Source organism: Lentzea roselyniae, from assembly GCF_039537795.1.
Lineage (GTDB): Bacteria > Actinomycetota > Actinomycetes > Mycobacteriales > Pseudonocardiaceae > Lentzea > Lentzea atacamensis.
This window is the reverse complement of sequence record NZ_BAABBE010000012.1, coordinates 35940-57632: the sequence shown is the minus strand read 5'-3', so window position 1 is coordinate 57632 and position 21693 is coordinate 35940. Positions and strand designations below refer to the sequence as shown.

Below are 21693 nucleotides of genomic sequence, written 5' to 3'. Positions count from 1 at the left end.
CGCGGAACTCAGGGTGTTCTCGGCGGCGATCACCAGCAGTTCGGCGGTGTGGTTCGCGAATGCCGACCTCCTCGTCCGCGAGCCGTCTGAACTGCCAGCGGACGCGCTGCGGGCAGCTCAGCTGCTCGGGCTCTCGGCGGTGGAAGCTCATGGCGAGATAGCCGTGCTGTGGGGGAAAGTCGACCTCGAACACCGCCAGCGCATTGGGGCCGCAGGAGAAATCGCGCTGGTGGAACTCCTGGCAAAGAGCATCCCGGCAAGCGTGGAGCACGTCGCAGCGGTATCGGACGGATACGGGTACGACATCGCTGTCCACACCGATCCGACTGCGGTGCACCTGGAGGTGAAGTCGACGCTCCGCCGAGGACGTCTGACCGTTCACCTGTCCAGGCACGAATTCGACACGATGCGCAGGGACGCTCAATGGCATCTCGTCGCGGTTCGGCTCACCGACGAGCTCAGACCAGCCGCAATCGCCACCGTGCCGAACGAGTGGATCTCCGCTCAGGCTCCAGCCGACCGCACCTCAGCTGGGCGGTGGGCATCCTGCCAGCTCGAGGTACCGATAGAGGTGCTGAAACCTGGCATCCCAGCGTTCGCGGCTGTCTGGTACGACGACTGTCCCGCGATCCTGACTGGTGCTGTCGGCTGGCCGGGGTGAAGGAGCAGACGCGCCCTACTTCGACTGGGGCAGCTTGACCTTCTTCTTCACACCCGGCGAAGAAGGCGGCGGCACCACGGGCCCGATGTCCCCGTCCGGAGCCTCGTCCAGATCCACGATCACCGGCGCGTGGTCGCTGGGCCCGGTCCCCTTCCGCGCATGCCGGTCGATCCAGGCCGCCTTCACCCGAGGTGCGACGGAGGCCGAAGCCAGGATCAGGTCGATCCGCATCCCCAGATCGCGGTGGAACATCCCGGCCCGGTAGTCCCAGTAGCTGAAGATCCGCTCATCAGGCCACCGCTCCCGCACGACGTCGTGGAACCCGAGCGCCTGGATCGCCTGCAACGCGGCACGTTCCGGCTCGGTCACGTGCGTGTGCCCGACGTAGGCCTCGGGGTCGAAGACGTCGGCGTCGGTGGGAGCGATGTTGATGTCACCGCACACCACGGCGTCGGCGGGCCCGGCCTCCAGGACATCGCGCAGGGCCGCCAGCCATTCCAGCTTGTACTTGTAGTGGTCCGACTCGGGCTCGCGACCGTTCGGCACGTACAGCGAGTGCACGCGCACACCGCCGCACGTGGCGGCCACGGCCCGGGCCTCGACGTGCGGGAAACCGGGTGCGCCGGCCACCCCCACCGCGACGTCGTCCAGGCCCACGCGGGACAGCAGCGCCACGCCGTTCCACTGCGTTTCGCCGAACAGCGCCATCTCGTAGCCGCGCTCCCGCAGCGGTTCGCCGAGCAGGGCGGTGAAGGCCTCGTCGGCCAGCTTGGTCTCCTGCAGGCACACGACATCCGGTTTGCGCTGGTCCAGCCAGGGCAGCAGCCTCGGCACGCGCTGCTTGACCGAGTTCACGTTCCACGTCGCCACTCGCACGTGTTCAACCGTAGTCACGGAGGCTCAAGCGCGCATCGAACGGCGCGGGCCGGCGCAGTCCGCGGGCGGCCACCCAGGCGATCGCCGGCAACACCGTGAGGGATAGCAGCGCCCACTGGAGGTTCGTCACCGCCGCGATCGCACCGACCGCCGGCGCGGCCACCCCGCCGACGCTGACCGCGAGGCCCAGCGTGACACCGCTCGCGGTGCCGAGCCGGTTGGGCAGGTAGTCCTGGCCGAGCGTGGTGTGCAACGAGAACGGCGCGTAGAGAGCCACGGCAGCGAGCGCCACCATCAGGTACACAGCCGGTCCCGGCACCAACGCGATGCCCGCAACCGCAGGCACAGCAACGGCGTAAGACACGCGCACGACCCGGATCCGGCCCCATCGCCCGGCGAGCACACCACCGAGCAACGTGCCCGCCGCACCAACGCCGAACAGCACGACGAGCGCCGCCGACCCCGCGACAAGACCGCCGACCCGTTGCGTCACCCAGATGGCGAGGAACGTGCTGAGCCCGAACGTCACCATCGAGCGCGCGATGACCACGACGGTCAGCCGCCCGAACTGCCCCCAGTCGTCCCGCCCGGTGTGCGCCACGACGTGCGCGGGTTCGCCGCGGACACCACGCAGGGCCAACGTCAAGGCGCCGCCGATCAGGGCGGGGATCATCAGCAGCGGACTGGCTTGCAGGCCGCCGAACGCCAGCACCGGCGTCACGAGCACCGGCCCGAGCGCGAACCCGACGTTGCCGCCGAGCGCGAACCAGCTCATCCCGATGTGGCCGTCCCTGGACACGCGGCGGGCGAGCCGGGCCGCCTCCGGGTGGTAGGCGGCGACCCCGAGGCCGGACAACGCGATCGCGAGCCAGGTGAAGAGGTACGAGTCACCCAGGCCGCACAACCCGATGCCGACGCCCGCGACCGTCATGCCGGCCGGGACCAGCCACGGCATGGCGCGCCGGTCGGTCAGGACGCCGAACAACGGTTGCACGACCGACGACAGCAACGTCGCGGCGACCGTGATGCCTGCCGCCGCGACGTAACCGTAGGACCGTTCGGCGACGAGGAACGGGACGATGGCGGGCACGGCTCCCTGGTAGAGGTCGTCCACCGCGTGACCCGCGACCAGGACCGTCATTCGCCATTTCGAGTGGTTCACACACCGATCGTGGCGCCGGCAGCGCCGTTCGCGATTCCGATATTCTGCCGATGTATGTCGAATTCTCGCCACCTGCCGGCAGCGCCGACCACGAGCCGCGAGCTGGCAGCCGCCGCCAGCGTCACGGCGCACTGGCACGACGAGAACCAGATCGTCTACGCCAGCAGCGGCGTCGTGGCCGTGCACACCGAGTCGTCCCGCTGGATCGCACCTGCCCACCGCGCGCTGTGGATCCCTGCCGGCACAGTGCATTCCCACCGCGCGTACGGCGTCACCCGGCTGCACTTCCTCGGCCTCACGCAGAACCCGCTGAGGCTCCCCGAGCCGACCGCACTCGCGGTCTCCCCTCTCCTGCGCGAACTGCTGATCGCCTACACCGGCTTGGACGACCGGGAAACCCCTGCCGGCAAACGAATGCGCGCCGTGCTGCTCGACCAGCTGGCCACCGCGTCCGAACGCCCCGTGCGCGTCCCCTCCGCACACGACCCGCGGCTAGCGACCGTCTGCGCGTTGCTCGAGACCGACCCCTCGGACTCACGCGGTCTCGAAGCACTGGGCCGGGCAGCCGGCGCGAGCGGCCGGACGCTGACCAGACTGTTCCGCGAGGACTTGGGCATGACGTTCCCCCAGTGGCGCACGCAACTGCGCCTCTACCACGCCCTGCGCCTGCTGGCCGAAGGCCACCCGGTAACCGCGGTCGCCCAGCAGTGCGGGTTCGCCACCGCGAGCGCGTTCATCGACGTCTTCCGCCGCTCGCTCGGCCACACCCCCGGCTCCTACCTCTAGATCACGGAGAACACCTCCTCCGCCCGGTCCCGCTCGACGAACATCCGCCACGCGACCTCGGCGATGTCGTCCGGATCGAGGGTGTGCCCGGCCAGGTTGCCGAACTGCTCGGGCTTGCTCTCCACCACCTTGTGGATGTCACCGCGCTCGATGACCCCACCGATCGTGAGCGTGCCGACGTACACACCCTTGTCAGCGAGCGCCGCGTTGAGCGTCAACGCGTAGTTGCGCAACGCTGCCGACGAAAGGGCAAGCGCACCAAGCACCGGCATCGGCCGCACCGCACTGAGCCCACCGGCGAACAACAGGCCACCCTTGCGTTCGACCACACCGGGCAACACTCGACCGACGACGTCGATGGCGGGGTAGAGCCACTGCATGGCCGCGTGCGCCTCCTCGGAGGTGGTCGACGTGATCTCCGCGGGCATGTCACCCAGATCCGTGGCACCAGGCCCGTAGACACGACGCCGACCGGCCCGACTTCCTCCAAAGTGGACAACAACTGCTCGCGATCACGGACGTCGACCGCAAACGCCTTAGCCTTCACTCCAGCCTCGGCGAGCTCGGCCAGGTACCCGTCGTGCCGCGCACTGCTCCGCGACACCAGCACGACGTCGTACCCCTCGCGCCCGAACCGGCGCGCGATCGACATACCCAGCCCAGGCCCAACCCCGAGCACAACTGCGGTGGGAGATATGAGGTTCCGTCCTTCCACGCTAATTCGAGGGCACCCTCAACTTCCAGGCCCGACGCTACCACTAAAGTCGAGGCAACTCTCGACTTAACCGCTGAGTAGGATCCGGCGCATGGTCACCGCGTCGAGGCCCCTGCGTGCGGACGCGGCACGCAACCGGGAGAAACTGCTGGCAGCAGCCGCGCAACTGTTCGCGGAACGCGGCCTCGACGTGCCGCTCGAACACATCGCCCGCCGAGCCGAGGTCAGCATCGGCACGCTCTACAAACACTTCCCGACCCGCGAGGCCTTCGTAGCGGCGATCTTCCCCGAACGCCTGGCCGCCCTGGACGTCATCGGCGAGAAGGCCCTCGCGACCCCCGACCCGTGGCAAGCCTTCGCCGGCTACCTCGAAGACCTCTACGCCCTGCAGGCCGAGGACCGCGGGCTCAACGACGTCCTGGCCCGCGACCTGCCCAACGCCCCGGAAGTCGTCTCAGCCTGCCACCGAGGCGCAGGCCACGCCGAAATCCTGATCGCCCGCGGCGTAGAGGGCGGCGTCCTCCGCCCGGACTACTCGATCGCGGACATGGCCACCCTGACCAGGGCAATGGCCCAGGTGATCAGGGACTCACCCAGCGAATGGCGACGCTTCCTGTCCATCTACGTCGAAGGCCTACGCACTCAATCCCCGTGAGCACACTCCCAAAGCCACGCACCCTCGAAACCACGCGGCCCCAAAGCCGCACATCCCCCGAAACCGCGCAGTCCAACTCCGCATAGTCCCAAGGCAGCACACGCCCCAAGGCAGCACACCCCCCAAGGCCGCGCAGACCCAAGACCGCACACCCCCGGAAGCCGCGTAGGCAAGGCCGCACATCCCCGAAGCCGCACACACCTCAAGGCCTCGCAGACCCAAGACGCGCGGTGGCGCACTCGCAACTCGCAACTCGCGAGGGCGCAAAGCGCCCGAGCCTGCGGGGGCCTGGGGGTCGCCCCCCAGAAGACAGCCACGGACGCCTGAGGTCCGCGCGTGCTGCGGACATACGCCGCCCAAGTCCGTGGGGCAGGTCGGATTCGAACCGACAACCTGACAGATTATGAGTCTGCTGCTCTGACCGGTTGAGCTACTGCCCCCTCGCAGCGGCGAACCACACACGCTAACGCTGCGTGGTGGAGGATACCGATCACGCCGAACGGCCCTTGCGCGCCCCCGTGGCGAGCGACACATAGGCTGCACGCGTGCGTTTGACCCTCCGCGACTTCACTCCGGCGGACGAGCCCGAGGTGCTGCGGCTGTTCGCCGACTGCGACGACTGGTTCCAGGCTGCCACGGGTCACCCGTCCGGGCCCGGTGACGTGCAGAGCCTCTTCTACGCGTTGCCGGAGGGTGCGCGGTTCGAGCAGAAGCAGCTGCTGGTCGCCGAGGCGCAGGGCATGATCGGGTTCGTGGACCTGGTGCTGGACCACCCCGAACCGGGGCACGCCAGCATCCGGTTCTTCCTCGTGCCGAGGGATCTGCGGAGGTGGGGCATCGGCAGCGAGATGGCCAGGGCGCTCACCGAGCGCTACCCGGGGATCACGCACGTGCACGTGGGTCTCACGGACTTCAAGCCCGGCAACGAGTTCCTCAAGGCCCTGGGGTTCACGCTCAACGGTCAGCGCGCGGTGTTGGAGATCGCCCCGAGGTCCGAGGGCCGGTAGCCGGCGGGATAGCCGGGGTAGGTGCGGTTGGGCGTGCTCGTGAGCTTCAAGGTCTTCCGCACGGGCATCCGGCGGACCACGAGAGCCCGCACGCGCAACGCCAGCCGCCCGAGAGCCCCGACCCAGGCTGGCGGCGCGGCGAACCCGAACGCGCGCACCATCGAAGGGTCCAGCATCGCGACCACGGCCCGTGAGACCACCGGCTTCAGCACCTGCGGGTACCACGAGCAGAACAGGTCCAGCGTGTACTGGCCGATGCGGTGGTTCGACTCGGCGAACGCGAAGTGCTGCTTCTCGTAGGCCGTCTTGAAGGCACGGAACTCGCCGAAGTCCGACGGGATGTCCCGGATCCCCATGCGAGAGCCGACCGCGCGGTAGAAGTGGAACGCGGCCAGCTGCTCGTTGTGCGTCAACGGCCGCCAGCCGTACTGCTGGATCCAGTCGAGAGGGTCGTAGATGAACGTCGAGAGCACGTACAGCATGTCGTCGTTGGAGATGTCGTAACGGCCGTGCTGGCGATTGACGACGCGCAACGCCTCACGCCCGCGCGGGGAGTCGTAGCCGTGCTCGACGAGCTCCGCCATCAGCACGGCGGTGTCGTCGTAGCGCTTCTGCGGGCGGCGTTCGAACTCGCCGGTGCGCTCCAGCAGGCCCGAGATCGTCGGGACGCAGTACGTGCGGAACAGCGCCAGCTCCAGCGACTTCTGGTAGTCCCACGGGAACTCCAGGCCGGCGGAGATCCGCACGATCTCCTCGTGGTCGGCGACGGGGTCGAGCGACGAGATGCGGCGGAGGTTCGTGAACCGGGGCATGGACCCAAAGTCACGCAGGACCCCCGAAACCAAAAGACCCCAGTCGGATGACTAGGGTCTTGGAAGCTCCCCCAACTGGACTCGAACCAGTAACCCTGCGATTAACAGTCGCATGCTCTGCCAATTGAGCTATGGGGGAATGTTCTGTTGTGTCTTGCCTGTCAGGCTTGGTTCCTCCTGACAGTGGGTAACTCTACATGAGCCTCAAAACGGGTTCTGCAACCACCCCCCACTTTGCGGCAAAATTGGCCCTGACCAGGCACGATGTGAGAGGAGACCCGCATGAAGGGCATCTTGGTCGGTGCGGCGATCGGCTACGTGCTCGGCGCGAAGGCCGGACGTGAGCGCTACGACCAGATCGTGCGCCTGTGGCACCGCTTCATCGAGAACCCCACGGTGCGCAAGACGGCGAGCCAGGCCAAGGACAAGGCGTTCGAGGCCGCTCACCAGGCAAAAGACCTCGCGGCGGACGCTGCGGAGAAGGCCGCCGAGAAGGCGCCGTGGCGCCACCAGGAGGAGGCCAACGGCCGCACCGTCGCGCCTACGGCCACGCCTCGGGCGTGATGATCTTCACACCTGCGCCACCACGAAGATCCGCCTGAACGGGAACCACGTGGTGCCGTCGGCTCGCTCGGGGTACGCCTCGCGCAGCCGCGGCGCCAGTTCCGCGACGTACGCCTCCCAGTCCGATGAGGACAGTGCCGCGCGCACCGGCCGCAAAGCCGTGCCGGTGACCCATTCCAGCACGGGATCGGGGCCGGAGAGCCGCTGCACGTACGTGGTTTCCCAGGCGTCCACAGAGGAGCAGCCTGCCAGCAGTTCGGCGTACTCCACGGGGTCCAGAACGGGTTTCTCCGCACGGAAGACGTGCGCCAGCGACGGTCCGGCGACCTCGCGGATCAAGCGGTGCGAGGGGTCGGAGTAGTTGCCGGGCACCTGGAACGCGAGCCACGCGCCCGCAGGCAGCGAGGTCGCCCACTTCGACACGATCGAGGGATGTGACGCGACCCACTGCAGCACCGCGTTGGACACCACGACATCGGTGTCCGGCAACGGTTCCCACGTCGTCACGTCGTCCACACGCGCCTCCACGCCGGCGGCACGAGCGGCCTCGACCATCTCGGAGGACGAGTCGAACGCCTCCACGACAGCCGAAGGCCAGCGCGACGCCAGCGACAAGGTCAGATTGCCGGGTCCGCAGCCCACATCCACCACGCGGCGCGGGGACTCGGCTCCCACGCGCGCCACAAGCTCGTAGAACGGCCGCCCCCGGTGATCGGCGAAGGCCAAGTACTGCGCCGGATCCCACATACGGCTAACAGTACACGCGTACTGCTAGCCTGCAAGCCTCGCGGCGAACGTCGCCACGGCAACCCGCACAGCGGCGAACTCCACCCCGGCGTCCCCGCGCGCCTGCCACACGACGCCGTCCTGGCCGGGGATCTTGCGCTGCAGGATCCACACACCGGGCGACTCGACGCGCTCGCGGTGCCGGATCGAGCCCTCGACGCGCTGGCTGATCGCCCGCAGCACCCGGCCGGGGTCGTCCAGGGCGAACCGTTGCGCGGGAAGGTCTTCCAGCAGCACGACCGGGCCTTCCAGCCCGGCCTCGTGCGCCTCGACCACCCGCAGCGCGCCCTCCCACTTCACCTTGCTGATCAGGTGCCAGCCGATCCGACGGGGACCCGGCACCCACAGCCCGAGCGACGTGACGACGAGATGACCGTCCTGCACGGGAGCAGAAGCGATCACGGTCTCGTCAGGTTCCAACGATCCGGTGAACCCGTCCGGCGCGCCAGAGCCGAACAACCGGCGAAACAGCCCCACTACAGCACTCCAGCGCTCTGCTGCAGGAGCGCCTTGCGGTACTCCTCCAGCGCCACCAGGTCGCCCCACAGCGCCCGGTACTCGTCGGCGTCCTTGATCGGGGACAGCCGCCGCAACCGAGACTTCACGTCCTCGACCTGCCTGCCGACCTGCACCTCCTGCAGCCGTGCGATCACCATCGACACGTAGCGAAACTCGTCGTTCTGCTTGACGGCCAACGGTTCCACCGCGAGCTCGGTCAGCACCGACCGCACAGAGGCGTGCGAACACGCCTGCGAGATCGCGTCCAGGTACGCCGTGCCCGCGAGCCCGGAGGAAGCGCCGCCGGCCTCGCGGATCGCGCGGTGCAGCGCCACGTAGGCGGGCTCGGTGAACGCCTCGTCCGGCAGCGAGTCGTACAGCGGACCGGCGTACTCGGGCAGCCGCAGCGCGACCTTGAGCACCTCGCGCTCCGGCACCAGCCGCGGGTCGCGCGGGTTCGGCCGCGGCGGTCCGTCGACGTCCACGCCCAGCGCGATCTGGTTCGGGTCGACGCGCTGCGCGGTGGCGACCGGCGCCTTGCCTCCGGCGACCTGCCGCACCCGCCGCACGACCATGGCCTCGTCGTCCCAGCCCACCCACCAGGCGAGCCGGGTCGCGTAGCCGTCCCGCTTGGCGCGGTCCTTGATCTGCGCGACGAACGGCACCATCTTCTTCAGCGCCTCGACGCGCCCGTCCACGGAGTCGAGGTCGTACGCCTTGAGCTGCGCCTTGATCGCGAACTCGATCAACGGCGTGCGCCGCGCCACCAGGTCGCGCACCGCGACGTCGCCCTTGGCCTGCCGCAGCTCGCACGGGTCCATGTTGTCCGGCGCCACCGCGATGTAGGTCTGCGCGGAGAACTGCTGCTCCCCCTCGAACGCCTTCAGCGCGGCCTTCTGGCCTGCCTCGTCGCCGTCGAAGGTGAAGATGACCTCGCCGTTCACGTCGTCGTCGATCAGCAGCCTGCGCAGCACGTTCATGTGGTCGATGCCGAACGCCGTGCCGCACGACGCGACCGCCGTCGGGACGCCGGCCAGGTGCATCGCCATGACGTCGGTGTAGCCCTCGACGATCACGGCCTGCTTCCGCTTCGCGATCTCCCGCTTGGCCTGGTCGAGCCCGAACAGCACCTGCGACTTCTTGTAGATCATCGACTCGCTGGTGTTGAGGTACTTCGCCTGGATCGGGTCGTCGTCGAAGATCCGCCGGGCACCGAACCCGACGACCTCGCCACCGATGTCCTTGATCGGCCACAGCAGCCGCCGGTGGAACCGGTCGATCGGACCCTGGCGGCCTTCCTTGGTGAGCTGAGACTTGATCAGCTCGGTGAGCTCGAAACCGCGCCCCAGCAGGTGCTTCGTGAGCTTGTCCCAGCCGCCGGGCGCGAACCCGCAGCCGAACTGGCGCGCCGCGGCCTCGTCGAACCCGCGCTCGGCCAGGAACTCGCGCGCCGCCTGCGCTTCCGGTGAGGCGAGCTGCTCGGCGTAGAACTCGGCCGCCACCTTGTGCGCCTCGAGGAGCCGGCTGCGCGTGCCCCGGTCGCGCTGGATCGTGACGCCGCCACCCTCGTAGGTGAGCTGGATGCCCGCCCGGTCCGCGAGCCGCTCGACGGCCTCCACGAACGACAGGTGCTCGACCTTCATCACGAAGGCGATCACGTCGCCGCCCTCACCACAGCCGAAGCAGTGGAACGTGCCGTGCGACGGGCGCACGTTGAACGAGGGCGTCTTCTCGTCGTGGAAGGGGCACAACCCCTTGAGTGCGCCTCCGCCGGCTCTCTTCAGCGATACATGGTCGCCGACGACCTCATCGATGCGGCTGCGCTCACGCACCAATGCGATGTCGCTCTCCCTGATGCGTCCTGCCACGCGTTCGAGTCTAATCCCCTGGCAAACTGCCAACCGTGACCACGGCCGACGACTTCGCGCTCCACCGGACCCACCTCATCGGCGTGGCGTACCGGCTGACCGGCAGCGTCGCGGACGCGGAGGACGCCGTGCAGGAGGCCTGGCTGCGCTTCTCCGCGGCAGAGGGCATCAGGGACGTGCGCGGCTGGCTCACGACCGTGGTGAGCCGCATCTGCCTGGACCGGTTGCGGTCCGCGGCCGTGCGCCGGGAGACCTACGTGGGCTCGTGGCTGCCGGAACCGCTGCTCACCACCGGTGAGGAGGACGACCCGCTGGCGTCGGTGGTGCGCTCCGACGGCGTGCGCATGGCCGCGCTGGTCGTGCTGGACCGGCTCACCCCCGAGCAACGCGTCGCGTTCGTGCTGCACGACGCGTTCTCGTTGTCGTTCAACGAGATCGCGGACACACTCGGCGTCTCGGAAGCCTCCGCGCGCCAGCACGCCTCGCGCGCCCGCAAGATCGTCGCGGGTGCGGAGCCGCCGCCTCGCGCGGCGCTGGCCGAGCAGCAGGAGGTGCTGGAGAAGTTCCTCCAGGCCATGGCCGGTGGCGACATCGACGCCGTCCTCGGCCTGCTGCACCCGGACGCGGTGATGATCGGCGACGGCGGCGGCAAGGTCCGCACCGCGGTCCACACGGTCGCCGGCGCGGAGAAGGTCGCCCGCTTCTTCTTCGGCCTCATCCGCAAGTACGGCTTCGAGAACGACTTCCCGGAGATGCGGCCCGTGCAGGTCAACGGCGACCTCGGTCTGATCATGGCGGCGAAGGGCGAGGCGGCGCAGCGCGTCATGACGTTCACCGTGCACGAGGGCAAGGTCAGCGCGGTCTACGACATCGCGAACCCGGACAAGCTCGGCCACGTCGACTTTTTGGTCTAGACCGCCGCTGGTACCGGGATCGTTTTGACGCTAACGTTTTAGCCGTTGGTCCAGCCCAAGCCCCTGCCGCGGGTTGCAACCACCGGAGTTCGATCATGCCCGAACACGACCAGCCCACCCGCCGGGCGTTCATGGCGACTGGTGCGGCGGCAGCGATCGCGCTGACCGCCGCGGGTACCACCACCGCCCGCAGCGCCCCTCTCCCGCTCACACCGGCCTGCGTCGAGGACGACGACACCCCGTCGAACGTCGAAGGCCCCTACTTCAAGCGGAACTCCCCGCAGCGCACGAACCTGCGCACGCCCGGCGTCACCGGGGTCGTGCTCAGCATCACCGGTTTCGTCTACACGATGAAGTGCACGCCCATCCCCAACGCACTGCTGGACTTCTGGCAGGCGGACGACCGCGGCGCGTACGACAACACCACGTTCAAGATGCGCGGCCACCAGTTCACCAACGCGTCCGGCGCGTACGTGTTGGAGACGGTCGTGCCGAAGGACTATCCGGGCCGTACCCCGCACATCCACGTCAAGGTGCAGGCGCGGGGTGGCCCGATCCTCACCACGCAGCTGTTCTTCCCGGACAACCTCAGGGCGTACGGGATGAACGTCGCCTGGCTCAACCGGCGCGACGCCTACCTCGACCGCGAGTGCGAGGTCGAGCTCGGCCCGCTCGTCGGCAACCGCTACACCGCCAAGTTCGACTTCGTCGTCGAGCGCTAGTCACCACCGCAGGCGCAGCAGCTTTCCGACGTCCCTGAGCTTCGGGGTCGCGCTGACGACCTTCATCTGGATCCTGCCGGACCTGGGCAACGCGTCCAGGTACGGCAGGTCCACGCTGCGCCAGGCGTCCACAGTGGTCAGTCCGGGGTGCAGCGCCTCGACCTCGCGCGGGTCGTCCACACCCCAGTGCAGGGTCGCTCCGGCGTTGCGGACGGCGGGCACGAGCTTCTGCAGCTTGATGCCCCACGACCCGTAGACGTCGAACAGCAGCTCGCCGCTGGCGAACCTGCTGGTGACCCTTCTGATCAACGCGTGGCCTTCGTCGCGCGTGAGGTACATCGACAGACCCTCGAACACCGCCACCACCGGACGGTCGGCGGGCACCTCTGCCAGCCAGGCGTCCTCGGTCACCGACGACGCCACGAGCCGGTAGTCGCCCTGCGGCTCAGGCAGCAGCTTGTGCCGCAACGCAACGACGTCCGGCATGTCGACGTCGATCCAGCGCACGGTGTCCGGCCGTTCGATGCGATGCGCGCGCGTGTCCAGGCCACACGCGAGGTGCAGCACCGTGCAGGACGGGTTGCGCTGGAGGAACTCGCGGGTCCAGTCGTCGAGCACCTTGGCGCGGATGGCGACGCCGACCGCAGCCGTCGTGTTCATCCCGGTCTTCGCGAAGTCGTAGTCGATGCGGTCTACGGCGCGCTTCGCCTCGTCGTCGTGCAGCACGGAGGTGGCCCGTCCGCTGTCCACCGCCCGGCCGTACAACGTGGCGAGCATGGTCTCCTGGGCACCCGTCAGGGTGATCTTCTCCACCGGTCTAGTTTGCCGGTACCCGGCACGCGTCGCCGCTGGTGAATCCCTGGTCCTTGATGCCGAACGCGCTGTTGAACCGCGCCCGCTGGTTCTCCAGCGCGATCTGGTAGGTCAGCGCGACGAGTTCCTTGCGTCCCAGCAGCTTCTCCAGCTCGGCGACCTGCTCGTCCGTGACGCTGACCGGCGTGTCGGTCATCGCGTCGGCGTACGCGAGCGCCTTGCGTTCGAGGTCGGTGAAGAGCGGTGAGGTGGCGTACGAGTCGATGTGCTTCAACCGCTCGATGTCCAGGCCCCCGTGCTTCATCAGCATCGCGCCGAAGTCGACGCACCACGAGCAGCCGAGCTTCACCGCCGTCCGGTAGACGCAGAGCTCGAACAACGGCCCGTGAGCCGCCTTCTTGACCGCCAGCTCGTGCCGGCCGCTCGCGATCAGCAGCTTCGGGTGGTGCGCCATGACCGTCACAGGCTCGGGCACCGCCCCGAACTCGCGCCGCGCGAACCAGTACAGGGCCTTGGTGAGCAGGCCCGCGTCCTTCTTCGTGACTCCGTTGATCCTCGTCATGCCCATTGGACGACGCAGCTCGCTCGAACGTGACAGAGAATGCGACACCTTTGGGTGACTGGGTTGCGAGGCGGGCAGCTCATAGGGTCCTCGCATGAGCAACGACTTCGTGCTGGACATCGATCACGAGTCGGCCGGCCTGCTGGCGGGAACACTGCTGGCGGGCGACTCGTGTGCGGTGCCGGTGCGTCATCAGAACGTCCGCCTGCTGCTGTGCGCGCTCCCCGGCGAAGACGGAATGCGGCTCTTCCTGCGTCGCAACACCCCCAACTAACGGTCGTACACGGCCACGTAGTCCATGAGCAGGTCGCGCGACTTCTCGTTGTCGAGCGCGATGGCGTGCATGCGCTGAAAGACCAGCACGGCCCGTTCGACGGTGGCCGCGTCGGTGACGAGCGCCCAGTTCGCGAGGTAGACGAGCGGCGGCTCGTGCTCGTACTGGATCAGCGCGTAGTCCAGCCCGATCGCCGCCGCGCCGCCGGCGCTGGCAGGCACGATCCTGATCGACGGCGCGTGGAACAGCAGGTGCAGGACCTGGTCCTCCATCAGCCGATTGTTGCCGACGACCGTGCGCAGCGCGTATTCGTGGATGAAGAACATGCACGGCGGCAGCTCACCATCGCGATGCAGCTCGGGCGACGGTGTGAGGCCCAGTGCGGCGGCCAGCGCTTTCGAGTAGCACTCGGTCCTCAACAGGACGGGAATGGTGACGCCGCTGAAGCAGATGATCTGCGTCGCGCCGGCCGCGGCGAGCACGACGAGCTGCTCGTCGGCACCGTGCTGGGTCATGCTGGAACGGTAAAGGCATGATCATGATCTCGCCGGGCGAAACGCTCGCCCATCAGGGCGAACAGTCCCGTCAAATGGTCACGGATGGGCGACCTGCGCGAGGAAGTGGATCGCGCCCGAGCGGGCGTGCCCGGACGGCGAGCAGGAACGGCCGATCCACCTGCACCACGATCGGGTCTGCGGGACGCCTCGGCCTCGCCCCGCAGGTCAGCACGGCCGCGGTCGCGGCGGCGCCCAATCGCTCGCACACCCATCCGCATCAAGCACCAGCATCTACATCCCGGCCTCGTCGGGCAGCGCGATCGTCTGCCAGCCGTGGTGGCGCGCGTAGCCGAACTCTGCCGTCAACGTCATCGTCGGTACCTGCACGGCGGCGTCCGGCGCGGGGATCAGGCCCCTGGTCGCTTCCTCGCCGCACCGAGGACGCCAGCGAGAAGCGCAGGTTCAAGGTCAGGCGGTCGTCGGCCCACAGCGTGTTCGCCACGGCCAGTTCGGGCACGCCCAGCGCGTCACCGGGTGGAAGACCCCGAGCAGTGCGTCGAGTTCGGCGCGGGTGGCTTCCCCGGCGAGGACGAGGGCACTGGCCATCGAGAAACGCGTTCGCGGACGCATCAGGGACGGCGACGCGGTGCAGCTTCAGGCGAAGCCGGTCCGATCAGTCAAAGAAGTCCCCCGGAAAGCCTGGTCACGGCCGGGCGACCTGCGCGAGGAAGTAGATCGCGCCGGAGCGGGCGTGCCGGACGGCGAGCAGGAACGGCCGGTCGACGTTCACCACGATCGGCTCGGTCGGGATCTCGATCGACACCGTCCGGAACGTGACGGCGGTGGCCGCCGCTCCCTCCAGCCCTTCCTCGTCGAGTCGCAGCACGGCCTCGTGGATCACGTCGTCGACGAACAGCCGTTCGTCCGGCGAGAGGCCGCTGAAGTCCGCGTTCCGCGAGAACATGCGCCGGACCCCGAGCCGCTCCAGCACGCTCTTCAGCTGGAACTTCTCCCGAACGTCCACTTTGGGCAGTGAGAGTTCCAGGTTGGTCCTGGCGGTCGCTTCGAAGACCGAGGGGTCGAGCGGCTGCTCCAGCGACTCGTCCGGCAACAGGATCACGGCCTCGACACCGGACGCGGCCGGCAACACGACCGTCTGCCAGCCGTTGCGGTGGGCGTAGCGGAACTTCTCGGTCACCTTCATCGTCGGCACGTCCACGGCGCCGCGGGGCGAGTGGAACGGTTTGGGCGCGGTCTCCCAGGCGGCGAACGGGTTCAGCCAGCCCACCTTGAGGTACAGGGCGTTGACGATGATCGCCGCGGCGTCCGGGGACGGCGGGTTCGTCAGCAGTTCGGGGATCAGGCCGCGGGTCGTCTCGGCGACGTCGGTGTTCACGAGCTTGCGGACCGTCGTGGGATCGGAGAACGCCGTGCGCCGCACTGACTTCGTGAGCGAGAAGTCCGGATTCAGGGCCAGGTCGTCGTCGGCCCACAACGTGTTGGCGACGGCCAGTTCCGGCACGCCCAGGGCATCGGTGGCGTCGAAGTCCGTCAGCAGCCGGTCGAGCTCGGTGCGGGTCTCTCCGCGGGCGGCCTCGCGGGCCAGCGCGAGCGCGCTGGCCACCGAGAACGGCGACCAGCACGCGTTGGAGGACGGATCAGGTACGGCGACGCGGTGCATGGTCAGAGCGAAGTCGGCCTGATCGGTCACGAGGAGCTCCCAAAATCAAACACTAGTGGCGGGGATCTGGCAGTGACATCACGATCGGATCTTCCGGGATGGGCCGCTCCCCCGCTCCTCCCATCGGCCCGAGTGGCTTGGGGTGGCGGGGTTCGCGCACACCGGCCGAACCGTCGTCGTCACCCTCGTCGTCGAAGCCCACGGGCACGGCTTCCCTGGTCGGTCTCCGCCAGGGCCATCTTCGGCCTGGCGGTCTGCTCTCGTCCGCCATGCCTTCGAAGCTACGCCGATGCGCGGTGCCGGGCCACGGCCTGTGCGTCGGTGAGCAGCGCGACCTGGTCGATGACGACGCGAAGCCGTGCCTCGTAAGAGGAAGCGGCCGCGAACACCGGGCGGAACGCGGGATCGAGCAGTGTCGGGCGTTCCATCAACCGGGTGACGAGGTCGGCGATGAGGTCGCGTTGCGCGGCCTGCATGGCGAGGCGGGCCGGGTCGCTCATCACGTAGCGGACGGCCATCGCCTTGAGCAGCGCCACTTCCGCGGCCACCTGACGGGGGATCTCCAGGGAGGCGTTGTACCTCGTGAGGGTGCCGTCGCCGTGCACCTCGCGGGTGGCGGTGACCGCCGCCGAGGCGAAGCGGCCGACCAGTTCGCTGGTGAGGTTCTTCAACGCCACCTGCGCGCCGAGCGAGCCGTCGTACTCGTGGTCGGTCCAGTAACCGATCACGGGCAGCGTGATCAGTTCCTCCGCGGTGGCTTCGAGCGCGGCGACGGACTCGTCGGAGAACGTCTTGGCCGCGAGTGACGCGATGGCGGCGCGTTCGTCCGGGCGGGCCAGTGCGCCGAGGCTGATGCGGTGGGCCAGGACGCCGTCCTCGACGTCGTGCACCGAGTACGCGACGTCGTCTGCCCAGTCCATCACCTGCGCCTCTATGCACCGCTCACGGTCCGGTGCGCCCGCACGCATCCACTCGAACACTTCGAGGTCGTCGTCGTACACGCCGAACTTCACCGTGCCCGGCGTGCGCGGCCACGGGTACTTCGTCGACGCGTCGAGCACCGCGCGCGTGAGGTTCAGCCCGTGCGCGGACTTGGGCTCAAGGCGGGCGAGGATGCGGAACGTCTGCGCGTTGCCCTCGAAGCCGCCGCACGGGCCGGCGAGCTCGTTGAGCGCCCTCTCGCCGTTGTGGCCGAACGGCGGATGGCCGATGTCGTGCGCGAGACCGGCGGTGTCGACGATGTCCGGGTCGCAGCCCAGTTCCTCACCGATGCCGCGGCCGATCTGCGCGACCTCCAGCGAGTGGGTCAGACGCGTGCGCGGGACACCGGTGACCTCGGAGCCTTCACCGGGACCCACGACCTGGGTCTTGCCCGCGAGCCGGCGCAACGCCGCGGAGTGCAGCACGCGCGCGCGGTCACGGGAGAACGGCGTGCGGGTGTCGGTGCGGGCACCCGGCAGCGCGGCGCTCTTCGGTTCCTCGGTGAGCAGGCGCTCCGCGTCGTGGCCGGTGTATCCCATCACCCGATTTTAGGGAGCTTGAGCTCGTCGAACACGCCGGCGTGCGCCTTCATCAGGCGGTAGTACAGCAACGCCCCGGTCTCGCGCTTGATGAAGAACCACTGCGTCTCGCGCGTCTGCACGTTCGGGCCCACGCGCGTCGGTGACGTCCACGCGCGCAGCCCGGCGTCCTCCGCCATCGTGCGGGCGCGCAGCGAGTGCCACGGGTCGCTGACGATCACGGCGGTCTTCAGGCCGCGTTCCTGGGCGACCGAGGCGACGGCCCGCAGCGATCCGAGCGTGTCCGCGCCCTCACCGACCTGCAGCACGCGGTCCTCCGGGACCCCGCGCTTGACCAGCCACAGCTTGCCGACCTGCCCCTCGGTGAAGTTGTCGCCGGGCTGGCGGCCACCGGTGGTGGCGATGTAGCCGACGACGCCCTCCTGGTAGAGGCCGAGCGCGTGCTCGAGCCGGGCCGCGAGCACGTCGGACGGGACGCCGTTGTACTGCGCGGCGCCGAGGACGATCGCCATGTCGGCCTTGGTCCAGTCGTCGACGCGCGCGACCTGCCACACGCGGAACGCCGTACCGCCCACCACGAGCACACCGATGACCAATGCGCCGAAAAGCAGGCGCAAAACGATGCGACGAATCCTGGCCAGAGGTTTCAGTGGTGGGGTCCGCACCCTTTGCATGCTTCCAGACCGGAGGAACGTCGCGTTGACGCCCCTGCGAGGATCTTCGTCATGCCTGCTGAGCAGCCCACGATCCTCGCCACCTCCGGAGGCCTGCGCGCGGGGCGCCGGACCTTCCTGGAATTCGGCAAACTGATCCACTTCGCGTTGGACCTGTCCGGCGTCGAGGGGCGCCGGCCGCGGCTCTGCTACGTCGGCACCGCCGGCGGCGACCAGCGGCACATGAACGCCAACATGGCGGAAGCGGGCAGCGTCGCGGGCGTCGACGTGTCGATGCTGAACCTCTTCACGATGCCGCCGACTGATGACCTCGAGAGCTACGTCCTCTCGCACGACGTCGTCTGGGTGGGCGGTGGCTCCGTCGCGAACCTGCTGGCGGTGTGGGAGGTGCACGGCCTCGGCGCGGTCTTCCGCAAGGCGTGGGAGGCCGGCGTGGTGCTCAGCGGTGTGTCGGCGGGCTCGATCTGCTGGCACGTGGGCGGCGCCACCGACTCGTTCGGGCGGGACCTCCGGATCGTCACGAACGGCCTCGGCTTCCTGCCCTACGGCAACGGCGTGCACTACGACTCCGAGGAGCAGCGCCGCCCGAAGATCCACGAGGCGGTGGCCGCCGGTGTGCTGCCGACGACCTACTGCACCGACGACGGCGTCGGCCTGCTCTACCGCGGCACCGAGCTCGTCGAGGCGGTGACGGAACGTCAGGGTTCCGGCGCGTACGTGGTGGTCAGGGAGGATTCTTCAGCAACCGCACAGGAGGAAAAGCTCGACACCAGGCTCCTGTGAGACGGACCTTGGATGTGTGCGCTGGGCTCTGATCCTCTTCCTCGCGGCGGCCGTCTACGTCGTCCCGGACGCCGCGCCGTGCCTCGCGCACGCGAAGCCGTCCACTGATATATCGCGCGGTCCTGATGTATTGGATACCGGCGACAGCCCCGATATATCGCACACCGCACCTGACATATCGCATACGAGTCCTGATATATCGGATACGGGCTCGCGGTCTGCGGTATCCAATATATCGCCGACTGATATATCGAATATCGCTGCAGCGGGCGTCGCGTCCGACGTCGGCGTCGCCGTCCTCGACCTCGACACCGGCCAGGCGGTCTCGCAACACGGCGACCAGCCGTTCTACTCGGCGTCGCTGTCGAAGCTCATCCTCGCCGTCGACGCGTTGCAACAGCCGTTGTCCGACGACGACCAGGACCTGATCCATCGCGCGTTGAGCGTGAGCGACGACAACGCGATGGACGTGCTGTGGACGAGGTTCGACGGCATGGACGCCATCGGCCACGTCGCCACCGCAGCGGGACTCACCGGCACCCACGCGCCGGAAGACCCGTCGCAGTGGGGCGAGGTCGTCATCACCGCGAACGACATGGTCCGGCTCTACCAGTACATCCTCGGCTCGCCGGTGCGAGACACGATCGTCGCAGCGCTGTCGTCCGCCACGCCCACCGCCGCCGATGGCTTCAACCAGGCTTTCGGCCTGCTCGGTGTCACCGGCGCCTACGCCAAGCAGGGCTGGATGTACTACCTGCCGAGCGACGTCTACCTGCACAGCGCAGGTGTCCTCGGCAACCGCTACGCCGTCGCCGTCCTCACCACCAGCCCGACGGGTTCCTGGACCACGGCCAGGCAGTCGATCAACGCCGTCTCCACGGCCCTGCTGGCGAAGCTGGGCGTCAACGGCTGACCCGTCGTGCCCGCCAGGGCCGGTCCCATTCGCCGGTGAACCCGCGCACCATCAGAAGCGCGATCACGAGGAGCACGACCGCACTGAAGACCAGCACACCGCCGCGCCCCTCTGACCCACTCCTCCGTCCCGCCTTTACCGGGCGAGAACGCTCCAAATGTTGGCTTCAGGCGACCCGAAGCACCCTGCGCGCGGTGAAGAACGCGACTCCGCCAAGCACCACGACCACGGCCAGCAACGCGAGATACACCGCCGACCCTGCCGTGAACGGCACCGGTCGCACCTCGCTGTTCAACGTCATCACCTCGGAGAACCAGGCGGCCATCGCGCAGAAGATCGCGCCGCCCCACCACACCCCGAGCAAGCGGCGAACCAGGCGAGCACCGTTCATGTCGACGCATTCACCTCGTGCACAGGATCGGGCGGTAGCGAGACTCAAGCCGGACAGCAGAGCGCAGAACGCAGCGATCCCTGCCATCACCACTCCGAGCAGGTTGAGCGGGTTGTGGGACGTCGGCAGGTTCAGCCCTACAGCGACGAGCACGATCCCGAACACCAGCGCCATACCGATGAGAGGCAGGCCCGTCACCGCCAGCCGTGCCCTGATCCGCTGAACGCGCGCAGCGGAAACCCACACCCACTGCGGCTGCGGCCCCTGACCAATGATGATCAATTGCCGACTTTCCAGTCCGAACCGTCGCCGTCAGTGACGCTGGCATCGCCCATGTCACCAACGTTGGGCATGGTCCAGTTGCGGCCGATGTCGTGGATCTTCTGCATGATCGCGTTCTGCTCGGTCTCGATTGTGTTGGTGTGCGACTCCAGCGCCATGAAGTCGGCCTTGCCCTTGGCCTCCACCACCAGCGGATTGGTCACTTGAGCTCCCCCGTGAGCCGGTTCATCTCGTGGAGATTCGCGTCTTCTTCGCGCTCGTAGGTGTCGGCCGCGGCCCGCAAGCTGTCGCCGAGGCCGTTGAACGCCGTCATCGCCTGGCGCAGCAAATCCTCAAGCACGACCCGTCCGTTCTCGTACGTGCGGTCCAGGCCGCGGTCGACCGCCCACATGGACACGTCGTGGCCGGTCAAGGTCAATCCGCTGATGGCGCTTTGCGGACCCTGTACACCGTCGGCGGCGGCCGACCACAGTCCCGCGTCCGCGCGCATCGCCTCGAGCGCGACCGTCAGATCACTCACCGCAGCCCCACTTTCCGCAGCAACCTCGCCGGATCACTCGCCAACGCCTGGAGTTCTGCGATAGCGGGCCCGACCGGCTGCGGTGCAGGCATACCGCGGTCGTGCAATGCGCGCAGCACTTCAGTGAGCTCGCCTTCGATCTCGGGGTTGGGAGCCGCGTGCACCCACCGGTCCTCGATCTCGAATCGCACGACCCTGCCGAACTGCGTGGTGCCACGGACGTGCCCGCCGCGGCTCTCAGCTTGCACGGGAGCGTTCACCGTCTGGTCAAGCGCCGCGGTGAACGTGGCGAGCTCCGCGTTCACGGCGTCGAACAGCCGCATCGCGTCTTCGCGGGTCAACGGCGTCTCGTCCACCCCGCCGCTCGCCGGGGCCGGCTCGGCCGCCGTCAGATCCCCCTGGGCCTCCACGCCGCGCGACAAAGCCAGCATGGTCGCGTCGTTGGCGGCGCCGAGCACGGCCGCGTCCAAACCGCGTTGATCAAGGCTGTCGCGCCATTGCGCGGCGAGCCGGACCGCACGCACGCGGCCGTCGAGCTCGACGATCACCGACACGGCACCGCTCGGATCTGTGCCGACGCACCCATCAGCATCGTCGTTCTCTTGCTCGGCGGCGGGAGGCGGTGTGGCTCGCCGTCCGGCCTCGTACTCCCAGTCCTCTGCTTCCTCGAAGCCCCACCTGCGGTTGTCCTCAACCAACGCTCCCCCTACGAGATGTCACCAAAGAGCTTCGGATGGTAACGATCCGTGAGGGTGAG

28 protein-coding genes, 2 tRNA genes and 1 pseudogene are annotated in these 21693 nt (G+C 68.5%); 10 read left to right on the top strand and 21 right to left on the bottom strand.

The window, feature by feature from the left end; genetic code table 11:
- Positions 1-13 precede the first annotated feature (13 nt).
- Positions 14-661, top strand: a complete 648-nt coding sequence (locus ABFX45_RS22235; protein WP_346131847.1) for a protein NO VEIN domain-containing protein — start codon at positions 14-16, stop codon at positions 659-661.
- Positions 662-676: 15 nt separating this feature from the next.
- Here the strand turns inward: ABFX45_RS22235 and ABFX45_RS22230 are convergent, their stop codons facing one another.
- Both ABFX45_RS22230 and ABFX45_RS22225 read right to left on the bottom strand, forming a co-directional pair.
- On the bottom strand, positions 677-1537 hold the full coding sequence (locus ABFX45_RS22230) for an exodeoxyribonuclease III (RefSeq protein WP_346131846.1): 861 nt from the start codon (positions 1535-1537) through the stop codon (positions 677-679).
- Positions 1538-1541: 4 nt separating this feature from the next.
- Positions 1542-2678 carry an MFS transporter gene (locus tag ABFX45_RS22225; RefSeq protein WP_428834182.1) on the bottom strand — a complete coding sequence of 379 codons (1137 nt, stop codon included), beginning with the start codon at positions 2676-2678 and terminating at the stop codon, positions 1542-1544.
- A 75-nt stretch (positions 2679-2753) separates the two neighbouring features.
- On the opposite strand from ABFX45_RS22225, the gene ABFX45_RS22220 reads away from it, so the two are divergent.
- Positions 2754-3485 (top strand): AraC family transcriptional regulator, encoded by a 732-nt coding sequence (locus ABFX45_RS22220; protein ID WP_346131844.1) that lies wholly within the window; start codon positions 2754-2756, stop codon positions 3483-3485.
- Here ABFX45_RS22220 and ABFX45_RS22215 read toward each other — a convergent pair.
- On the bottom strand, positions 3482-3913 hold the full coding sequence (locus ABFX45_RS22215) for an SDR family oxidoreductase (RefSeq protein WP_346131924.1): 432 nt from the start codon (positions 3911-3913) through the stop codon (positions 3482-3484). The genes ABFX45_RS22220 and ABFX45_RS22215 overlap by 4 nt on opposite strands.
- A gap of 110 nt (positions 3914-4023) precedes the next feature.
- Positions 4024-4137: pseudogene (locus tag ABFX45_RS22210) on the bottom strand (SDR family NAD(P)-dependent oxidoreductase); the annotation flags it as partial.
- Positions 4138-4291: 154 nt separating this feature from the next.
- Between ABFX45_RS22210 and ABFX45_RS22205 the strand changes: the two are divergent.
- On the top strand, positions 4292-4855 hold the full coding sequence (locus ABFX45_RS22205; RefSeq protein WP_346131843.1) for a TetR/AcrR family transcriptional regulator: 564 nt from the start codon (positions 4292-4294) through the stop codon (positions 4853-4855).
- A 365-nt stretch (positions 4856-5220) separates the two neighbouring features.
- Here the strand turns inward: ABFX45_RS22205 and ABFX45_RS22200 are convergent.
- Positions 5221-5295, bottom strand: a tRNA-Ile gene (locus ABFX45_RS22200).
- Between the two features lie 105 nt (positions 5296-5400).
- Between ABFX45_RS22200 and ABFX45_RS22195 the strand changes: the two genes are divergently transcribed.
- The gene (locus tag ABFX45_RS22195; RefSeq protein ID WP_346131842.1) at positions 5401-5862 is read left to right on the top strand and encodes a GNAT family N-acetyltransferase; all 462 of its coding nucleotides are present in this window, start codon (positions 5401-5403) and stop codon (positions 5860-5862) included.
- Here ABFX45_RS22195 and ABFX45_RS22190 read toward each other — a convergent pair.
- The gene (locus ABFX45_RS22190) at positions 5817-6674 is read right to left on the bottom strand and encodes an oxygenase MpaB family protein (RefSeq protein WP_346131841.1); all 858 of its coding nucleotides are present in this window, start codon (positions 6672-6674) and stop codon (positions 5817-5819) included. The genes ABFX45_RS22195 and ABFX45_RS22190 overlap by 46 nt on opposite strands.
- A gap of 66 nt (positions 6675-6740) precedes the next feature.
- Positions 6741-6813, bottom strand: a tRNA-Asn gene (locus tag ABFX45_RS22185).
- 143 nt (positions 6814-6956) lie between these two features.
- Here ABFX45_RS22185 and ABFX45_RS22180 point away from each other — a divergent pair.
- Positions 6957-7238, top strand: coding sequence for a YtxH domain-containing protein (locus ABFX45_RS22180; protein WP_109641131.1), 282 nt, complete (start codon positions 6957-6959; stop codon positions 7236-7238).
- Between the two features lie 6 nt (positions 7239-7244).
- On the opposite strand, the gene ABFX45_RS22175 is transcribed toward ABFX45_RS22180, so the two are convergent.
- The 3 genes from ABFX45_RS22175 to dnaG are packed head-to-tail and all read right to left on the bottom strand — an operon-like array spanning position 7245 to position 10390.
- The gene (locus ABFX45_RS22175) at positions 7245-7985 is read right to left on the bottom strand and encodes a trans-aconitate 2-methyltransferase (RefSeq protein WP_109641130.1); all 741 of its coding nucleotides are present in this window, start codon (positions 7983-7985) and stop codon (positions 7245-7247) included.
- 24 nt (positions 7986-8009) lie between these two features.
- On the bottom strand, positions 8010-8501 hold the full coding sequence (locus ABFX45_RS22170; RefSeq protein WP_346131840.1) for a hypothetical protein: 492 nt from the start codon (positions 8499-8501) through the stop codon (positions 8010-8012).
- Positions 8501-10390: a DNA primase gene (gene dnaG / locus ABFX45_RS22165; RefSeq protein WP_109641128.1), complete on the bottom strand. Its 1890-nt coding sequence runs from the start codon at positions 10388-10390 to the stop codon at positions 8501-8503. Before dnaG ends, ABFX45_RS22170 begins: the two co-directional genes overlap by 1 nt.
- 26 nt (positions 10391-10416) lie before the next feature.
- Here dnaG and ABFX45_RS22160 point away from each other — a divergent pair, with 26 nt between their 5' ends.
- Together ABFX45_RS22160 and ABFX45_RS22155 are read left to right on the top strand one after the other, a co-directional pair.
- A complete protein-coding gene (locus ABFX45_RS22160) occupies positions 10417-11304 on the top strand; it encodes a sigma-70 family RNA polymerase sigma factor (RefSeq protein WP_109641127.1) in 888 nt (295 codons plus the stop codon).
- Between the two features lie 95 nt (positions 11305-11399).
- Complete coding sequence (locus ABFX45_RS22155) at positions 11400-12026, top strand: dioxygenase family protein (protein ID WP_346131839.1); 627 nt, start codon at positions 11400-11402, stop codon at positions 12024-12026.
- Here the strand turns inward: ABFX45_RS22155 and ABFX45_RS22150 are convergent, their stop codons facing one another.
- Positions 12027-12839, bottom strand: coding sequence for a class I SAM-dependent methyltransferase (locus ABFX45_RS22150; RefSeq protein WP_346131838.1), 813 nt, complete (start codon positions 12837-12839; stop codon positions 12027-12029).
- Between the two features lie 4 nt (positions 12840-12843).
- Positions 12844-13401, bottom strand: coding sequence for a carboxymuconolactone decarboxylase family protein (locus tag ABFX45_RS22145; RefSeq protein WP_346131837.1), 558 nt, complete (start codon positions 13399-13401; stop codon positions 12844-12846).
- Between the two features lie 94 nt (positions 13402-13495).
- Between ABFX45_RS22145 and ABFX45_RS22140 the strand changes: the two genes are divergently transcribed.
- Positions 13496-13675 (top strand): hypothetical protein, encoded by a 180-nt coding sequence (locus ABFX45_RS22140; protein WP_030472123.1) that lies wholly within the window; start codon positions 13496-13498, stop codon positions 13673-13675.
- On the opposite strand, the gene ABFX45_RS22135 is transcribed toward ABFX45_RS22140, so the two are convergent.
- The 5 genes from ABFX45_RS22135 to ABFX45_RS22115 form a co-directional block, all read right to left on the bottom strand.
- The gene (locus ABFX45_RS22135) at positions 13672-14190 is read right to left on the bottom strand and encodes a Scr1 family TA system antitoxin-like transcriptional regulator (protein WP_109641125.1); all 519 of its coding nucleotides are present in this window, start codon (positions 14188-14190) and stop codon (positions 13672-13674) included. The genes ABFX45_RS22140 and ABFX45_RS22135 overlap by 4 nt on opposite strands.
- 450 nt (positions 14191-14640) lie before the next feature.
- Positions 14641-14778 carry a hypothetical protein gene (locus tag ABFX45_RS22130; protein ID WP_170155285.1) on the bottom strand — a complete coding sequence of 46 codons (138 nt, stop codon included), beginning with the start codon at positions 14776-14778 and terminating at the stop codon, positions 14641-14643.
- 97 nt (positions 14779-14875) lie between these two features.
- The gene (locus tag ABFX45_RS22125) at positions 14876-15883 is read right to left on the bottom strand and encodes a serpin family protein (protein WP_346131836.1); all 1008 of its coding nucleotides are present in this window, start codon (positions 15881-15883) and stop codon (positions 14876-14878) included.
- A gap of 251 nt (positions 15884-16134) precedes the next feature.
- Positions 16135-17373: a deoxyguanosinetriphosphate triphosphohydrolase gene (locus tag ABFX45_RS22120; protein ID WP_112229103.1), complete on the bottom strand. Its 1239-nt coding sequence runs from the start codon at positions 17371-17373 to the stop codon at positions 16135-16137.
- Entirely contained in the window at positions 17373-18047 is a 675-nt protein-coding gene (locus ABFX45_RS22115) for a YdcF family protein (protein WP_109641122.1), read from the bottom strand. The genes ABFX45_RS22120 and ABFX45_RS22115 overlap by 1 nt, the downstream gene beginning before the upstream one ends.
- 51 nt (positions 18048-18098) lie before the next feature.
- Between ABFX45_RS22115 and ABFX45_RS22110 the strand changes: the two genes are divergently transcribed.
- Positions 18099-18830: a Type 1 glutamine amidotransferase-like domain-containing protein gene (locus tag ABFX45_RS22110; RefSeq protein ID WP_109641121.1), complete on the top strand. Its 732-nt coding sequence runs from the start codon at positions 18099-18101 to the stop codon at positions 18828-18830.
- Between the two features lie 16 nt (positions 18831-18846).
- Positions 18847-19743 carry a serine hydrolase gene (locus tag ABFX45_RS22105; protein ID WP_346131835.1) on the top strand — a complete coding sequence of 299 codons (897 nt, stop codon included), beginning with the start codon at positions 18847-18849 and terminating at the stop codon, positions 19741-19743.
- A gap of 166 nt (positions 19744-19909) precedes the next feature.
- Here the strand turns inward: ABFX45_RS22105 and ABFX45_RS22100 are convergent, their stop codons facing one another.
- The 4 genes from ABFX45_RS22100 to ABFX45_RS22085 are packed head-to-tail and all read right to left on the bottom strand — an operon-like array spanning position 19910 to position 21634.
- Positions 19910-20416, bottom strand: a complete 507-nt coding sequence (locus tag ABFX45_RS22100; RefSeq protein ID WP_346131834.1) for a hypothetical protein — start codon at positions 20414-20416, stop codon at positions 19910-19912.
- Complete coding sequence (locus ABFX45_RS22095; protein ID WP_346131833.1) at positions 20413-20619, bottom strand: hypothetical protein; 207 nt, start codon at positions 20617-20619, stop codon at positions 20413-20415. The genes ABFX45_RS22100 and ABFX45_RS22095 overlap by 4 nt, the downstream gene beginning before the upstream one ends.
- Positions 20616-20936, bottom strand: a complete 321-nt coding sequence (locus ABFX45_RS22090; protein WP_346131832.1) for a hypothetical protein — start codon at positions 20934-20936, stop codon at positions 20616-20618. The genes ABFX45_RS22095 and ABFX45_RS22090 overlap by 4 nt, the downstream gene beginning before the upstream one ends.
- Complete coding sequence (locus ABFX45_RS22085; RefSeq protein ID WP_346131831.1) at positions 20933-21634, bottom strand: hypothetical protein; 702 nt, start codon at positions 21632-21634, stop codon at positions 20933-20935. Before ABFX45_RS22085 ends, ABFX45_RS22090 begins: the two co-directional genes overlap by 4 nt.
- Between the last annotated feature and the right edge of the window lie 59 nt (positions 21635-21693).

What these genes read in the sequence shown, in the direction of transcription:
- ABFX45_RS22225 (WP_428834182.1), bottom strand. Translation starts at nt 2,678, where the DNA reads ATGACGGTCCTGGTCGCGGGTCACGCGGTGGACGACCTCTACCAGGGA.
- ABFX45_RS22220 (WP_346131844.1), top strand. Translation starts at nt 2,754, where the DNA reads ATGTCGAATTCTCGCCACCTGCCGGCAGCGCCGACCACGAGCCGCGAG.
- ABFX45_RS22215 (WP_346131924.1), bottom strand. Translation starts at nt 3,913, where the DNA reads ATGCCCGCGGAGATCACGTCGACCACCTCCGAGGAGGCGCACGCGGCC.
- ABFX45_RS22205 (WP_346131843.1), top strand. Translation starts at nt 4,292, where the DNA reads ATGGTCACCGCGTCGAGGCCCCTGCGTGCGGACGCGGCACGCAACCGG.
- ABFX45_RS22190 (WP_346131841.1), bottom strand. Translation starts at nt 6,674, where the DNA reads ATGCCCCGGTTCACGAACCTCCGCCGCATCTCGTCGCTCGACCCCGTC.
- ABFX45_RS22180 (WP_109641131.1), top strand. Translation starts at nt 6,957, where the DNA reads ATGAAGGGCATCTTGGTCGGTGCGGCGATCGGCTACGTGCTCGGCGCG.
- ABFX45_RS22175 (WP_109641130.1), bottom strand. Translation starts at nt 7,985, where the DNA reads ATGTGGGATCCGGCGCAGTACTTGGCCTTCGCCGATCACCGGGGGCGG.
- ABFX45_RS22155 (WP_346131839.1), top strand. Translation starts at nt 11,400, where the DNA reads ATGCCCGAACACGACCAGCCCACCCGCCGGGCGTTCATGGCGACTGGT.
- ABFX45_RS22145 (WP_346131837.1), bottom strand. Translation starts at nt 13,401, where the DNA reads ATGACGAGGATCAACGGAGTCACGAAGAAGGACGCGGGCCTGCTCACC.
- ABFX45_RS22140 (WP_030472123.1), top strand. Translation starts at nt 13,496, where the DNA reads ATGAGCAACGACTTCGTGCTGGACATCGATCACGAGTCGGCCGGCCTG.
- ABFX45_RS22135 (WP_109641125.1), bottom strand. Translation starts at nt 14,190, where the DNA reads ATGACCCAGCACGGTGCCGACGAGCAGCTCGTCGTGCTCGCCGCGGCC.
- ABFX45_RS22130 (WP_170155285.1), bottom strand. Translation starts at nt 14,778, where the DNA reads ATGGCCAGTGCCCTCGTCCTCGCCGGGGAAGCCACCCGCGCCGAACTC.
- ABFX45_RS22120 (WP_112229103.1), bottom strand. Translation starts at nt 17,373, where the DNA reads ATGGGATACACCGGCCACGACGCGGAGCGCCTGCTCACCGAGGAACCG.
- ABFX45_RS22115 (WP_109641122.1), bottom strand. Translation starts at nt 18,047, where the DNA reads ATGCAAAGGGTGCGGACCCCACCACTGAAACCTCTGGCCAGGATTCGT.
- ABFX45_RS22110 (WP_109641121.1), top strand. Translation starts at nt 18,099, where the DNA reads ATGCCTGCTGAGCAGCCCACGATCCTCGCCACCTCCGGAGGCCTGCGC.